The following is a 14,164-nucleotide window of genomic DNA, read 5'->3' as shown; positions in this document are numbered from 1 at the left end:
AGGCAGGGGCGCTTCGGTCACTGACGCCGCTGTGAGTTCTGGGTGGAGGGCGCGGCTCAGCGACGCCGCGCGTCGCTGTGGGTCCGCAGTGGTCAGTGGGGGCGGTCCAATAGGGATTGGAGGGTTGGCCAGGCTTCTTGCGGGCCGTGGACGTGGTGCCAGGCCGTGTGGACCTCGACGGTTGTTGGGGTGCGGTGGAAGACGCCGATTTCGGCCAGGTGTCTGGTGCCGTTCGGGGCGCGGCGCATGTGGAGGACCACCTGGACGGCTGCGGCGAGTTGGCTGTGCAGCGCGGTGCGGTCCAGGCCGCCCAGTGCGGCCAGCGCTTCCAAGCGGGCTGGGACCTCGGTCGGGGAGTTGGCGTGGAGGGTGCCCGCGCCGCCGTCGTGGCCGGTGTTGAGGGTCGCCAGCAGGTCGCAGACCTCGGCACCGCGCACCTCGCCGACGACGATGCGGTCGGGGCGCATGCGGAGTGCTTGGCGGACCAGTTCGCGGACGGGCACCTCGCCCGCACCCTCGATGTTCGCCGGGCGGGCCACCAGGCGGACGACCTGCGGGTGGTTCGGTTGGAGTTCGCCCGCGTCCTCGACGCAGAGGACGCGTTCGGTGTGGGGGACGCAGCCGAGCAGCGCCGCCAGGAGGGTGGTCTTGCCCGAGCCGGTACCGCCCACGACGAGGAATGCGAGTCTGGACGTGACGATGGCTCGGAGGAGGGTCGCGGTCCGGGTGTCGAAGGTGCCGCGGGCGCGGAGTTCGTCAAGGTCGTGGATGGCTGGGCGCAGGACTCGCAAGGACAGGCAGGTGCCCGCGGCGGCGATCGGGGGCAGCACGGCGTGCAGGCGGATCCGGCCCGACGGGCCGGAGCCGGGCAGCCAACCGTCCACGCAGGGCACCGCCTCGTCCAAGCGACGACCCGCCGCCACGGCCAAGCGTTGAGCGAGCCTGCGGACCGCCGCCTCGTCGGGGAACGTAACCGCGGTGCGGCGCAAGCCTTGCGCGCCGTCGACCCAGACGTCGGCGGGACCTGTCACGAGCACGTCCGTGGTGTCCGGGTCGGCCAGGAGCGGGTCCAGCGGGCCCGCGCCGACGAACTCCTGGCGCAGCAACGTCAAGGCGGACAGGACTTCGGCGTCGCCGAGCACACCGCCTGCTTCGTCGCGCACGGCTTCCGCCACCGCGGCCGGGGTCAGTTCGACTCGACCCACCGCCAGTCGACGGCGAACTCGTTCGACCAGGTCTGCGCTCATGGGACTCCCTTGTGAGTGGGCCGGTCGGGCGGTGCGGGGAAGCCGCCCGACCGGCGGGAAGGCCGACGGATCGCGGGAACGGTCGGGGCGTGGCCCGCGATATCGGCCTGGCTATGACGGCTGACGTCAGGTCAGCCGGTCGGATGCTGAGGGGAGGAAGGGCCGGTCGGGAGATGCGGCGAGGGAAGGCCGGTCAGGTGGCGCGGCAAGAGGAGACCGGCCACGTAGCCAAGCAAGAGAGGAAGGAGAGGGCAGACCAGTGGCGTGGCAGGGAGAAATCAGCGCCGTAACCCGGCAAGAGAGAGCCAGCTAGGTAGTCCAGTGAGCACAACCCGGCTAAGTAACCCAGTGGGAGACAGCCAGTCACGTAGTCCGGCTAAAGCAGACCAGCCACGTGACCCAAGCGGAAGAAGCCAGCCAGCTAGTGCGGCGAGGACAACCTGACCGAGTAGCCCAGGAAGGAGAAGCCAGCCAAGAAGCCCCGTAGGAGAAGGCCAGTCACGTGGTCCGGAGAGAGGGAACGGGGCATGTGGTCCGGCAAGAAGGCGCCGGATGCACGGCTCAGCAAGGGCAAACCAAGCGCGTGCCACAACGGGAGGAAGCCGGTTAGGCGGTCCAGCAAGGGCTGGCCAAGCGCGTGCCACAGCGAGAGCAGGCCGGTTATGTGGTCCGGCAAGGGCAAGCCAGCCGTGCGGCTTGGTGAGGGGAAGGCGGTCAGGTGGCCCGGCACAAGCAGGCCAACGGCGTGACTCGGTAAGGGGACGGCAGTCAGGTGACCCGGCGAGAGCAGGCCAACGGTGTGACTTGGTCAAAGGAAAGCGGTCAGGTGACCCAGCAAGAGCAGGCCAGCGGGGTGGCTTGGTGAGGGGACGGTGGTCAGGTGGCATGGAGGGCCTCCAGGACGGTTTTGGCGGCGCGGGCCAGGGGGCCTCTGGTGCGTTCTGGGAAGTGGCCTCTGTCGAGGGCTGTGGCCAGGCCTGGTTCTGGGCGCATGGAGGCGAGTAGGGGGAGGCCTACCGCGGCCGCCACCTCCTTGCCGCTCAAGCCCGTTGGGCCTGGGGCGCGGGTGACCACGGCCAGGTTCACGCCGCGTTCGGCCACTCGGTGGGCCACGCGTTTGGCGGCGACGGTGGCGCGGACCTCTGCGGGGACGATCAGCACCGCCAAATCTGCTCGGTCGAGGGCGGCGCAGGCCGTGTCGGTCAGGTGGCGCGGGAGGTCGCAGACCACCGTTTCGCCGGCGCGGCGGCCCGCTTCCACGACCGCGGCCACGGCGTCCGGTTCCGGGCCTCGGCCCTCGCGGTCGCAGGAGAGGACGGTGAGGCGGCCGTGCTTGGCCGTGCGGCCGGGCAGCGCGGAGTGCAGTGCCGAGGCCGCTACCCGGCCGCCGGTCAGGTGGAGTTCGGGCCAGCGCGGGCCCTCGGCGGATTCGGTGCCCAGGGTCAGGTCCAACCCGCCGCCCAGGGGGTCGCAGTCGATCAGCAGGCCCTGGCCGCCTGAGGTGAGAACGGCTTGGCCCACGGCCGCGGCGAACACGGAGGCGCCCGCGCCGCCGCGGCCGCCCAGGAGGGCGATCACCCGGCCGTCCTGGCTGGGCGGGCCCTCGGCCAGGTCGGCCAACGCGCTCGCGAGCCACTGCTCGGCGGCGGGGAGTTCGACCACGCGCTCCAAGCCGAGCGCGACGGCCTGCGGCCACACGGCCTGCGACGGCGGTTGGGCGCAGACGAGGTAGACGCCGGTGCGGCGGGGCAGGTCGAGCAGGCCGCACTCGAAGGCGCCCCACTCGTCCAGCAGCACGACAGGGGCTTCCTTCCACCTGGTGCGCAACGCCGCGGCGTCCACGACGCGGTCCAGGTCGCAGCCCGCGGCGGCGGCCAGGCGGAGCAGGTCGTCCAGCAGTGGTTCGTCGCCCACCAGTGCCACGGGGCGGTTCGCGTCCACTCCGGCTCACCTCCCATTCGACTCGGTGCAGGTCCGAGGTCAACGGTCGGCCGTCGTGAGCAAGCCCACAAGCGAGGAAGATCAACATGTGGACAAGTACCGGGGCTGTGGACAGGTCGGCGGGCGAGAACCGACTTTGTCGGTGCCGTGCGCGATCCTGGGGGGTTGAGCTCTGAACGGCGAAAACCGGCCGTGGAAAAGGCGGCCCACCCGACCCCGGACATGGGACGACCCCCGCCAGGGGGGAGGGACGGGGGTCGTCAGTGGTTCAGTCCCGGGGGGTCGGACTGAACCGGTCCGGCACAGCCGGACAGCACCACTGTATCCCCAGAACCTTGACTGGTGCTTGTCTTCCGTTGGAGGAGACGAGGAATTTCCATCATCTGCGCACCACGGCTTCGTCAAGAAGCGAAACGCCCGCCGGAACCGAAGCCCTAAACTGACCGCGTGACCGATCCCGGCAGCGGCGAAACCCCCGCACAAGGCAACCGAGTCGCCGCGTTCTTCGACCTGGACAAGACGGTCATCGCCAAGTCGAGCACGCTGGCGTTCAGCAGGCCCTTCTTCCAGGAGGGCCTGATCAACCGGCGCGCGGTGCTCAAGAGCGCCTACGCGCAGTTCGTGTTCATGCTCGCGGGCGCGGACGCGGACCAGATGGACCGGATGCGCTCGCACATCACCGCGCTCTGCGAGGGGTGGGACGTCGAGCAGATCAGGTCGATCGTCGCCGAGACGCTGCACGACATCGTCGATCCCCTGGTCTACAAGGAAGCCACCCAGTTGATCGCCGACCACAAGGCGGAAGGGCACGACGTCGTCGTGGTCTCGGCCTCCGGTGAGGAACTGGTGGCCCCCATCTCCGGCATGATCGGCGCGACGCACAGCGTCGGCACCCGGATGGTGGTCGCGGACGGCCGCTACTCGGGCGAGATCGACTTCTACTGCGCGGGCGAGAACAAGGCCATCGCGATCAAGCAGCTCGCGCAGAAGCACGGCTACGACCTCGAAGCCTGCTCCGCGTACTCGGATTCCGTGACGGACCTGCCGCTGCTCGAAGCGGTCGGCCACCCGACGGTGGTCAACCCGGACCGCGGCCTGCGGAAGATCGCCGCCCAACGGGGTTGGCCGGTGCTCACGTTCTCCGACCCGGTCTCGCTGCGCGCGCGCATCTCCACCCCTTCGGGCACGGCCGTCGCGGTCACCGCGATCGGGCTCGGGGCGGCCGCCGCGGCGGGCGTGGCGTGGTACGGGATGCGCCGTCGGCGCCGGAGCTAGACGCTGGGCGACGGGCGGGTGACGACCGCCGCCCGATCAGCGGTACCCGGCCCGGAAATGCCTGCGATCAACCAACTTTCGCTACTGAACGTCGCTTGAACGGTGCACCCTTCCGAGGCCTTGCTGTGACGGCGCACACGGTCTACAAATGGAGGTGCGGACCTCCGGTCGGCCAGGGGCGGAGCAGAAGATAAGCGACGTCCACCCCGGCAGAGCTCCGTGCACGGACTTCGAGCACCCACGCGCAGCACGCCGCGGGAGGCTTGCCGTCAAGGGCCTGCGTACCGGGACGCTGGACGCCGAGGCCATGTTGATACGGCACGAGTTGCACGCTTGGTAACTCGAAAGCCCGTGCTGTTGGCGGGGGGCCCCCCCCCAAAGGGGGGGCCCCCCCCCCCGCCCTTTTCTCATCCGGCCGGATTCCCCTGGACGAGGCAAAATACCCACCCGTTGACCGACCAGCGGGTCGTGAGTAACTTGCGAATATGTCCGGATAGTTGTGGGAAACACGCCTGGGGAGGCTCGTGTGGGCCGGGTCGGACGTCCGTTGGCCGTTGTCGTGCTGGTCACGGCAGGCATCTGCGCACCATTGACCGCCGCGGCGGAACCCGTTTCCGCCCTGTCGCAGAACATCACGACGCTCGTTCGCGACATGACGCTGGAGGAAAAGGTCGGTCAACTGTTCGTGACCTACCTGAACGGGCAGTCACCCGATGAGGTTAATCCGGTGAACCGAACGGACTTCGGCGTCGACACCCCCGCTCAGGTGGTGGCGAAATTCCACCCCGGCGGGGTCATCTACTTCAACAACTCCAGCCGCGACAACATCGACACCCCGAAGCAGGTCGCCGCGCTGTCGAACGGCCTCCAGCGCTCCGCGACGTCGTCGGGGAGCCGTATTCCGCTGGCGATCTCCACGGACCAGGAAATGGGGATCGTCACCCGGATCGGCGCGCCCGCCACGCAGTTCCCCGGCAACATGGCGCTGGGCGCGGGCCGGTCGACGGCGGACGCCGAGAAGGCCGCCACGATCACCGCGAACGAGCTGCGCGCGATGGGGATCAACCAGGACTTCGCGCCGGACGCGGACGTGAACTCGAACCCGGTGAACCCGGTGATCGGGGTCCGCTCGTACTCCAGCGATCCCGCGCTGGCGGCGGACATGACGGCCGCCCAGGTCCGCGGCTACCAGCAGCGCTACCTGGCGAAGGGCGCGGTGTCGGCGACGGCGAAGCACTTCCCCGGCCACGGCGACACGGCGGAGGACAGCCACACGAGCCTGCCGGTGGTGGACCGCACGGTGGAGCAGTGGCGGGAGGTCGACGCGCCGCCGTTCCGGGCGGCCATCGCGGCGGGCATCGACTCGATCATGACCGCGCACATCCAGACCCCGCGGATCGACCCGTCCGGTGAGCCCGCGACGCTGTCCAAGCCGGTCGTCACCGGTCTGCTGCGCGAAGAGCTGCGCTACGACGGCGTGGTCATCACCGACTCGCTCGGCATGGCGGGCGTGCGCCAGCTCCACTCCGACGCGGAGATCCCGGTGCTCGCGCTCAAGGCGGGCGTCGACCAGTTGCTGATGCCGGTGGACCTGGGGCTGGCCGTCACGAGCGTCCTGAACGCCGTTCGCACGGGCGAGATCAGTGAGCGCCGCATCGACCAGAGCGTCCTGCGGATCCTGCGGATGAAGTTCCTCCGGGGCATGCTCACCAACGTCCTCGTCGACGTCGACGCGGTGCCCAGGAAGGTCGGTTCCGCCGCCAACCTGGCGACCGCCCAGCAGATCACCGACCGGACGACCACCGTCGTCCGCAACGACGACGGTGTGCTCCCGTTGCGGGCGAAGCCCGCGTCCGCGCTGGTCACGGGCTGGGGTGAGACCACGACGACGCTGTTGGCCGACCGGTTGACCGCTCGCGGCACGGCCACGACGAGGCTCGCCACCGGCAGCGCCCCGACCGACGCGCAGATCGCGGCGGCGGAGCAGGCCGCGGCGCGGTCGGACGTCGTCGTCCTGCTCACGAACGCCCTGAGCGGGCAACCCGCCCAGCGGTCTCTGCTGGCCAGGCTCCTGGCGACCGGGAAGCCGGTGGTCGCGGTGGCCGTGCAGAACCCGTACGACGTCGGGTACGACGCCCCGACGTGGCTGGCCACCTACTCCTACGGCGCGGGGGCGATGGAGTCGCTGGCCAAGGTCGTCTACGGCGAGGTCGGCCCGAAGGCGAAGCTGCCGGTGGAGGTGCCGGGGCCGACGAGGTTCCCGCTCGGCCACGGTCTCACGTGGTGAGGCGCAGGCAGCTCCTCCAGGCGGGCGCGCTGGCCGTGCCCGCGCTGGCGCTGGCGAGCACCCCGGCCCACGCCACCGCGAAGGTCGTGACGGGCGCCGAGCAGTGGGCGCGCGACGGCTGGACGCGCTTGCGGGACAAGCGCTTCGGCGTCCTGACGAACCCGACGGGCGTGCTGGTCGACCAGACCCACGTCGTCGACTCCATGGTCGCGGCTGGTCGGAGGCCGACGGCCGTCTTCGGCCCCGAGCACGGTTTCCGCGGCACGGCGCAGGCGGGCGGTTCCGAGGGCGACTACGCCGACCCGCGGACCGGTGTCCCCGTCTACGACACGTACGGCAAGGACGCCGCGCAGGTGGCGGCGCTGTTCCGCAAGGCGGGCGTGGACACGGTCGTCTTCGACATCGCGGACGTCGGCGCGCGCTTCTACACCTACATCTGGTCCCTCTACACGGCCATGCGCGCCGCCGCGGCGACCGGAGCGGCGTTCCTCGTGCTGGACCGCCCGAACCCCGTCGGCGGCTCGGCGAAGGGCCCGCAGCTCGACCCGGCGTTCGCCACCGGGGTCGGGCGCAAGCCGATCGTCCAGCAGCACGGCATGACGGTCGGCGAGCTGGCGAGGCTGTTCGACGCCGAGTTCCTGCCGTCCGACGGGGGTCGGCTGAGCAGCCTGGACGTCGTCCCGGTCAAGGGGTGGCGGCGGGCGGACCTGGTGACGGGCCTGCCTTGGGTGCCGCCGAGCCCGAACATGCCGACGCGCGACACCGCGCTGGTCTACCCCGGCACGTGCCTGTTCGAGGGCACCGCGTTCTCCGAGGGCCGCGGCACGACCCGGCCGTTCGAGACCATCGGCGCGCCGGACGTCGACTGGCGCTGGGCCGAGGAGCTGAACGGCCTGGGCCTGCCCGGCGTCCGGTTCCGCGAGACGTACTTCTCCCCCACCTTCGGCAAGTTCGTCGGCAAGACCTGCGGCGGCGTGGCCCTGCACGTCACCGACCCGGCGAGCTTCGACGCGATCCGCTCGGCCGTCGCGATGATCGTGACGGCCCGTTCCCTCTACCCCGCGCTGTTCGCGTGGCGCCCGGACAACTTCATCGACAACCTCAGCGGCTCGGACCGGTTGCGGCGCATGGTCGACGCGGGCGCGGGCGTCGACGAGGTCGTCGGGGCCTGGGAAGCCGAGCTGACCGCGTTCCGCCGCACCAGACGTCCGTACCTCCACTACCGGTGAGGACCGCGATGCGCCTGCCCGCCCTGCTACTGGTGACCTTCATGGCCATGTCCGCCGCCCCCGCGCACGCGGACCCGTCGACCGGTCGGTTCGACCGCCCGCACGCGGGGTTCTCGCCCGCGTGGACCACGCTCCACCCCGGCAGGCTGGAGGCGGGGCCGATCGACGCCGCGCTCGAGCGGGTCCGCGGCTACACCGACGTGGACGCGGCGACCGGGCACCCGCTGTTCTCCGGCGCGGTGACGCTGATGGTCCACGACGGCGCGGTCGTCGCCCACCGGCCCGCCGGGTGGGCGGTGCGGTACTCCGACAAGACCACCGAGCTGCCGGTGGAGCGGCGGGTGCCGATGGCCGAGGACACGATCTTCGACCTCGCGTCGATCTCGAAGCTGTTCACGTCCATCGTGGTCATGCAGCAGGTCGACCGGGGTCGCGTGCGCGTCGACCAGCCGGTGTCGCGGTACCTCCCCGAGTTCGGCGTGAACGGCAAGGCCGACATCACCGTCGAGCAGCTCCTGACCCACACCTCGGGCCTGGAGCCGTACCTGCCGCTGTGGCAGGCGTGGCCGGACGTGCCGTCGCGGATCAAGGCCGTCATGGACGTGGCGCCGAAGACGCCGCCGGGGTCGACGTACACGTACTCCGACCTGAACCTGATCACGTTGGGCGTGCTGGTCCAACGGGTCAGCGGGTCGCCGCTGGACCGGTTGGTGCGCGACGGGATCACCCGTCCGCTCGGGCTCGTGGACACCGGCTACAACCCGCCCGCGGCCAAGCTAGACCGGATCGCGGCGACGGAGTACCAGCCGAACACCAGCCGGGGCATGGTCCGCGGCACCGTGCACGACGAGAACGCCTGGTCGCTGGGCGGCGTCGCCGGGCACGCGGGCGTGTTCTCCACGGCGCGCGACCTGGCCGTGCTCGGTCAGGCGATCCTCAACGGCGGCACGTACGACGGCCACCGGATCCTGCGGCCGAAGACCGTCGAGCGGATGCTGACCGACTTCAACACCGAGTTCCCCGGCAACGCCCACGGGCTCGGCTTCGAACTGGACCAGCGCTGGTACATGGGGGCGCTCAGCTCACCCCGCACGGCCGGGCACACCGGGTTCACCGGCACGTCGCTCGTGCTCGACCCGATGTCGCGGTCGATCGCGATCCTGCTGACCAACCGCGTGCACCCGTCCCGCGACTGGGGTTCCGTCAACCCGGCCCGCCGGGCCGTGGCGGACGGCCTCGCCAAGGCGCTCGCCGTCCGTCCGCAGCGCGGGCCGGACGCGTGGACGCCCTCCACGTCCGGCGCGACGCTCACCACCGGTGACCTCCCCGGCGCGCGGCGGGTGTCGTTCGACGCGTTCGTCGACCTGGACGTCGGGGACGGTGTCGTGCTCCAAGCGGGTGACGGGACGACGTGGCGCGATCTGACGACCCTCACCGGAACGGGCACGAGGACGTGGAAACGGGTCGACGTCGCCGTGGACGCGAACCGGCTCCGCTGGGTCTACACGCGCGGCACCGGCTACGGCGGCAGAGGTGTTTACCTGGACGGGATCCGGGTTCTGGGCGACCGCGGGACGCTGCTCGACGCCGAGCGGAACCCCGAGGCGCTGACGTCCGCGGGCTGGCTGCGGGTGAACCGGTGAGCACCCTGCGTCGACGTGCTCGGACGGTGCGTGAGGGCCCAGCGCCCATCCGGGTGAGAATTCCTCACAATCATGCCCGAGTTACTCCTCCCACGCGTTGACCGGGCCAGTGACGGTTAGTAAGTTTCCCACGTGTCCAGCCACCACCCTGATTACGTCGACGCCAGCCCACTGGTCAAGATCCGCTCCCTCCTGCCGGGCCTGGCCCGCGCCGAGCAGCGGGTCGCCAAGGTCGTCCTGGAGAACCCCGCCACGGTCGCGCACCGCAGCATCACCGAGGTCGCCGAGGCCGCGGGCACCAGCGAGACGACGGTGACCCGCTTCTGCAAGGCCATCGGCGTCGGCGGCTACCCCGAGCTGCGCATCGCCCTCGCGGCCGACACCGCCCGCACCGCGGCCCGCGTCGACCGCGACCTCGGCGGTGACATCGCGCTCACCGACGACCTGCGGCAGGTCGTCGGCAAGGTCGCGTTCGCCGACGCGCGCGCGGTCGAGGAGACCGCCGAGCAGCTCGACGTCGAGACGCTGCAACGCGTCGTGGAAGCCGTCGCGGGCGCGGGCCGCGTGGACGTCTACGGGTTCGGCGCGAGCGCGTTCGTCGCGTTCGACCTCCAGCAGAAGCTGCACCGGATCGGCCGCGTCTGCTTCGCCTGGAACGACACCCACATCGCCCTGACCAGCGCGGCGGTGCTCACCAGCGCCGACGTCGCGGTCGGCATCTCGCACACCGGGTCGACGTCGGAGACCGTGGAGGCCCTCCGGGTCGCCAAGGACCGCGGCGCGACGACGGTGGCGCTGACGAACTTCCCGCGGTCGCCGATCAGCGAGGTCTCCGACCACGTGCTGACCACGGCCGCGCGCGAGACCACGTTCCGCTCGGGTGCGATGTCCAGCCGGATCGCCCAGTTGACCGTGGTCGACTGCCTGTTCATCGGGGTGGCGCAGCAGCACGTCGACAGCGCGAAGTCCGCGCTGGAGGCGACGTACGACGCGGTGTCCGGCCACCGGCTGGGAGCGCGGCCCGACGGCAGGCGACGACGGGAGAACGGTAAATGACCTCGCCCGGCAACGGTGTGGCGGTGCGCGTGGATTCCCCGACCGAGATGCGGAACCCGCGCACCCTCGACATCGACCGGATGTCCACCCTGGACGTGCTGCGAGCGATCAACCTGGAAGACCACTCGGTGCCGGACGCGGTGGCGGCGGTGCTGCCGCAACTGGCGCGCGCCGCCGACCTCGCCGTCGGCGCGCTGCGCTCCGGCGGACGGGTGCACTACGTCGGTGCGGGCACGTCGGGCAGGCTCGCCACGCTCGACGCGGCGGAGCTGTCCCCCACGTTCAACACCCCGCCGGACTGGTTCATGGCGCACCACGCGGGCGGCCCGGAGGCCCTGGTGCGGGCGATGGAGAACGTCGAGGACGGCAGCGGGGCGGCGGAGATCCGCCGCTTCGCCTCCGCGGGCGACCTCGTCCTCGGGGTCACGGCGTCCGGCCGCACGCCGTACGTCGTGGGCGCGCTGCGCGAGGCCCGCGCGCTGGGCGCGCACACCGTGCTGGTGTCGAACAACCCGATCACGCCCCCGCCGTGCGAGGTGGACGTGCTGATCGCGCTCGACACGGGCCCGGAGGCCATCGCGGGCTCGACCCGGATGAAGGCGGGGTCGTCGCAGAAGCTGGTGCTGACCTCGTTCTCCACCGCGGTGATGGTCCGGCTGGGCCGCACCTACTCGAACCTCATGGTCAGCATGCGGGCCACGAACGCGAAGCTGCGCGGCCGGACCGTGCGGATCCTGCACGAGGCGACCGGGCTGGCCGAGCAGGAGTGCACGGAGGCGCTGTCCGACGCGGGCGGCGACCTGAAGGTCGCGTTGGTGCACCTGCTGTCCGGCGCGACGATCGCGCGGGCCGCCGAGGCGCTCGTCGGGTCGGACGGGCACGTGCGCCAGGCGATGGTGTCACTGGGCACCGGGTAGCACCGGCCGCCACGGGATCGGCGTGGACAGGACCATCGCGCTGGACGTCTCGCCGTGGGTCCCCAGCCGCACGAGCAGCCGTTCCAGCTCCTGCACCGACGTCGTCACGACCTTCACGACCGAGCAGATGTCGCCGGTCAGCCGCACGACCTCGACCACCTCCGGGCAGTCGTCGAGCAGTTCCGGGTGCACGGTGATGCACCTCGGCCCGTAGCACTTCATCCGCACCAGGGCGACGACCGAGCGGCCCACCGCCGTCGGGTCGACCGCGGCCCGGTAGCCGGTGATCACGCCCGCGTTCTCCAGCCGCCGCACCCGCTGCGCGACCGTCGGCGGCGAGATGTGCACCCGCCTGGCCAGCTCGTTGTACGACAGCCGGGCGTCCTCCTGGAGGGCTTCCAGCAGGGCCCAGTCCACGGAGTCCAGGTCGGTGCTCATGAACGCAAAGCTATCCGCGGAAACGGCTTTCGGCCATGAGATATCAGCAGCCCTACGGCCGTCGACGTGCATTCAGAAATGCCACTCGACCACGCATGATGAGGACATGAGCACTTGTCCGGTCATCCACGGCGGCGAAGAGGTCCCCAAGCTCGACTTCGGCGGCACCACGCCGTACGAGGACTACGTCCACGCCTCGGTCCTGCACACGTTGCAGAAGCAGGCCTCCGACGACCCGCGCGAGATGTCGTTCCTGGTCATCACCCAGATCATGGAGCTCTACTTCGGCCTCCTCTGCTTCGAGTGGCGCCAGGCGCAGCTCGAACTGCGGGCCGACGACCTGCGCGCGGCGGTCCGCACCCTGCGCCGCAGCGACCTGCACCTCCAGGGCCTCAACGCCGCGTGGCGGCCGATCGCGCGGATGACGCCCGGCGAGTTCAACTCGTTCCGCGACGCGCTCGGCGAGGGCTCCGGCTTCCAGTCCGGCGTCTACCGCGAGCTGGAGTTCCTGCTCGGCGAGAAGTCCCGGTCGATGCTGGTCCCGCACCGCGCCGTGCCCGAGCTGCACGAGTCCCTCGAAGCCCAGTTGGCGGCGCCGAGCCTGTACGACGACGTGCTCGCCGCGCTGCGCCGCCGCGGCCTGGCGATCCCGGTCGCCGTGCTGGAACGGGACCTGACCAAGACCTACGAGCCCGACGCCGACGTCGAGGAGGTGTGGGCCGAGATCTACCGCGGCGACGACCGCGACCTGCTGGAACTCGGCGAGGCGCTGACCGACATCGCCGAGGAGTTCGCCCGCTGGCGCTACGACCACCTCCTCGCGACCCGCCGCTCGATGGGTGCCAAGGTGGGCACGGGTGGCTCCGCGGGCGTCGCGTTCCTGGAGAAGCGCACCCGGCGTTCGGTGTTCCCGGAACTGTGGACCGCGAGGAGTTTCGTGTGACCGACCTCGACGCCGTCGACCCGCTGGCACCCGTGCGCGAGCTGTTCGACCTGGACGACGACGTCGTCTACCTGGACGGCAACTCGCTGGGGGCGCCGCCGCGCGCGGTCGCCGACCGGGTGCAGGAGGTCGTGCGGCAGCAGTGGGGCCGCAGGCTGATCCGCTCCTGGTCCGAGGGCTGGTGGGAGGCTCCGCAACGGGTCGGCGACAAGGTCGGCAGGCTGGTCGGCGCCGCTCCCGGCCAGGTCGCCGTTGGCGACTCCACCAGCGTGAACATCTTCAAGGCGCTGATGGCCGCGGTGAAGGGCACCGACCGCGCGGAGATCGTGGTGGACGCGGGCACGTTCCCGACCGACGGGTACATCGCCCGGTCGGTGGCGGAGCTGACCGGTCTCGAACTGCGGCCCGCCCTGCCGGACTCGCTGGAGCTGACCGAGCGGACGGCCGTGGTGCTGCTCAACCACGTCGACTACCGGACCGGCCGGATGCTGGACATGGCCGCCGTGACCGAGCAGGTGCACGCCGTCGGCGCACGCGTCGTGTGGGACCTCTGCCACAGCGCCGGGGTGCTGCCGATCGAGCTGGACGCGCTGGGCGTGGACCTGGCCGTCGGGTGCACGTACAAGTTCCTCAACGGCGGACCGGGCGCGCCCGCGTTCCTCTACGTGCCCGCCGCCGCGCAGGCGACGTTCGAGCAGCCGCTGACCGGGTGGACCGGGCACCGTGCGCCGTTCGCGATGGATGAGGGCTTCACGCCCGACCCCGGCATCGCACGGGCCCGCGTCGGCACGCCGGACATCCTGTCGATGCTCGCGCTCGACGTCGCGCTGGACGTGTGGGACGGGGTGTCGCTCACCGACGTGCGGACCAAGGGGCTGAAGCTGACGGCGTACTTCCGGTCGCTCGTCGAGGACCTGCCGGGCGTCGAGGTGATCACGCCGGACGACGAGTGGCGGGGGCACCAGATCTCGCTGCGGCACCCCGACGCGGCCGCGCTGATGGACAAGCTGATCGGTCGGAACGTCATCGGCGACCACCGGCCTCCTGACGTGCTGCGCTTCGGTTTCGCGCCCCTGTACAACCGGTACTCCGACGCCCGGCGAGCGGCGGAGGCCCTGGCCGAGATCCTCTAGATCACGCTCGAGTCCGGGCGTCGGTTGTCCTCGAGTGGCACATCTCGCGACCAGG

11 protein-coding genes are annotated in these 14,164 nt (G+C 71.1%); 8 read left to right on the top strand and 3 right to left on the bottom strand.

What is annotated here, in order from left to right:
• Positions 1-92 precede the first annotated feature (92 nt).
• Together NZH93_RS46005 and ssd are read right to left on the bottom strand one after the other, a co-directional pair.
• Positions 93-1,247, bottom strand: a complete 1,155-nt coding sequence (locus NZH93_RS46005) for a TadA family conjugal transfer-associated ATPase (protein ID WP_259629680.1) — start codon at positions 1,245-1,247, stop codon at positions 93-95.
• Positions 1,248-2,123: 876 nt separating this feature from the next.
• Complete coding sequence (gene ssd, locus NZH93_RS46000; RefSeq protein WP_259629679.1) at positions 2,124-3,188, bottom strand: septum site-determining protein Ssd; 1,065 nt, start codon at positions 3,186-3,188, stop codon at positions 2,124-2,126.
• Positions 3,189-3,635: 447 nt separating this feature from the next.
• On the opposite strand from ssd, the gene NZH93_RS45995 reads away from it, so the two are divergent.
• The 6 genes from NZH93_RS45995 (at position 3,636) to NZH93_RS45970 (ending at position 11,595) form a co-directional block, all read left to right on the top strand.
• Positions 3,636-4,463 (top strand): HAD family hydrolase, encoded by an 828-nt coding sequence (locus NZH93_RS45995; protein WP_259629678.1) that lies wholly within the window; start codon positions 3,636-3,638, stop codon positions 4,461-4,463.
• Positions 4,464-4,989: 526 nt separating this feature from the next.
• Positions 4,990-6,750: a glycoside hydrolase family 3 protein gene (locus NZH93_RS45990; protein WP_372507010.1), complete on the top strand. Its 1,761-nt coding sequence runs from the start codon at positions 4,990-4,992 to the stop codon at positions 6,748-6,750.
• The gene (locus tag NZH93_RS45985) at positions 6,747-7,979 is read left to right on the top strand and encodes an exo-beta-N-acetylmuramidase NamZ family protein (protein WP_372507009.1); all 1,233 of its coding nucleotides are present in this window, start codon (positions 6,747-6,749) and stop codon (positions 7,977-7,979) included. The genes NZH93_RS45990 and NZH93_RS45985 overlap by 4 nt, the downstream gene beginning before the upstream one ends.
• Before the next feature lie 8 nt (positions 7,980-7,987).
• Positions 7,988-9,622: a serine hydrolase domain-containing protein gene (locus NZH93_RS45980; protein WP_259629677.1), complete on the top strand. Its 1,635-nt coding sequence runs from the start codon at positions 7,988-7,990 to the stop codon at positions 9,620-9,622.
• Between the two features lie 132 nt (positions 9,623-9,754).
• Complete coding sequence (locus tag NZH93_RS45975; protein ID WP_259629676.1) at positions 9,755-10,678, top strand: MurR/RpiR family transcriptional regulator; 924 nt, start codon at positions 9,755-9,757, stop codon at positions 10,676-10,678.
• The gene (locus tag NZH93_RS45970; protein WP_259629675.1) at positions 10,675-11,595 is read left to right on the top strand and encodes an N-acetylmuramic acid 6-phosphate etherase; all 921 of its coding nucleotides are present in this window, start codon (positions 10,675-10,677) and stop codon (positions 11,593-11,595) included. Before NZH93_RS45975 ends, NZH93_RS45970 begins: the two co-directional genes overlap by 4 nt.
• On the opposite strand, the gene NZH93_RS45965 is transcribed toward NZH93_RS45970, so the two are convergent.
• Positions 11,578-12,033: an Lrp/AsnC family transcriptional regulator gene (locus NZH93_RS45965; RefSeq protein WP_259629674.1), complete on the bottom strand. Its 456-nt coding sequence runs from the start codon at positions 12,031-12,033 to the stop codon at positions 11,578-11,580. The genes NZH93_RS45970 and NZH93_RS45965 overlap by 18 nt on opposite strands.
• A 106-nt stretch (positions 12,034-12,139) precedes the next feature.
• On the opposite strand from NZH93_RS45965, the gene NZH93_RS45960 reads away from it, so the two are divergent.
• A complete protein-coding gene (locus tag NZH93_RS45960) occupies positions 12,140-12,976 on the top strand; it encodes a tryptophan 2,3-dioxygenase (protein WP_259629673.1) in 837 nt (278 codons plus the stop codon).
• Positions 12,973-14,109 (top strand): kynureninase, encoded by a 1,137-nt coding sequence (kynU, locus tag NZH93_RS45955; RefSeq protein WP_259629672.1) that lies wholly within the window; start codon positions 12,973-12,975, stop codon positions 14,107-14,109. Before NZH93_RS45960 ends, kynU begins: the two co-directional genes overlap by 4 nt.
• The last annotated feature ends 55 nt before the right edge of the window (positions 14,110-14,164 follow it).

Source organism: Umezawaea endophytica, assembly GCF_025061645.1.
In the GTDB taxonomy this organism is placed as follows: domain Bacteria; phylum Actinomycetota; class Actinomycetes; order Mycobacteriales; family Pseudonocardiaceae; genus Umezawaea; species Umezawaea endophytica.
The sequence above is the reverse complement of the archived record's forward strand: the minus strand, read 5'-3'. Positions and strand labels throughout refer to the sequence as shown.

Coding starts and splice junctions, on each gene's coding strand:
- NZH93_RS45980 (WP_259629677.1), top strand. CDS start 7,988: ATGCGCCTGCCCGCCCTGCTACTGGTGACCTTCATGGCCATGTCCGCC.
- NZH93_RS45960 (WP_259629673.1), top strand. CDS start 12,140: ATGAGCACTTGTCCGGTCATCCACGGCGGCGAAGAGGTCCCCAAGCTC.
- NZH93_RS46005 (WP_259629680.1), bottom strand. CDS start 1,247: ATGAGCGCAGACCTGGTCGAACGAGTTCGCCGTCGACTGGCGGTGGGT.
- NZH93_RS45970 (WP_259629675.1), top strand. CDS start 10,675: ATGACCTCGCCCGGCAACGGTGTGGCGGTGCGCGTGGATTCCCCGACC.
- NZH93_RS45965 (WP_259629674.1), bottom strand. CDS start 12,033: ATGAGCACCGACCTGGACTCCGTGGACTGGGCCCTGCTGGAAGCCCTC.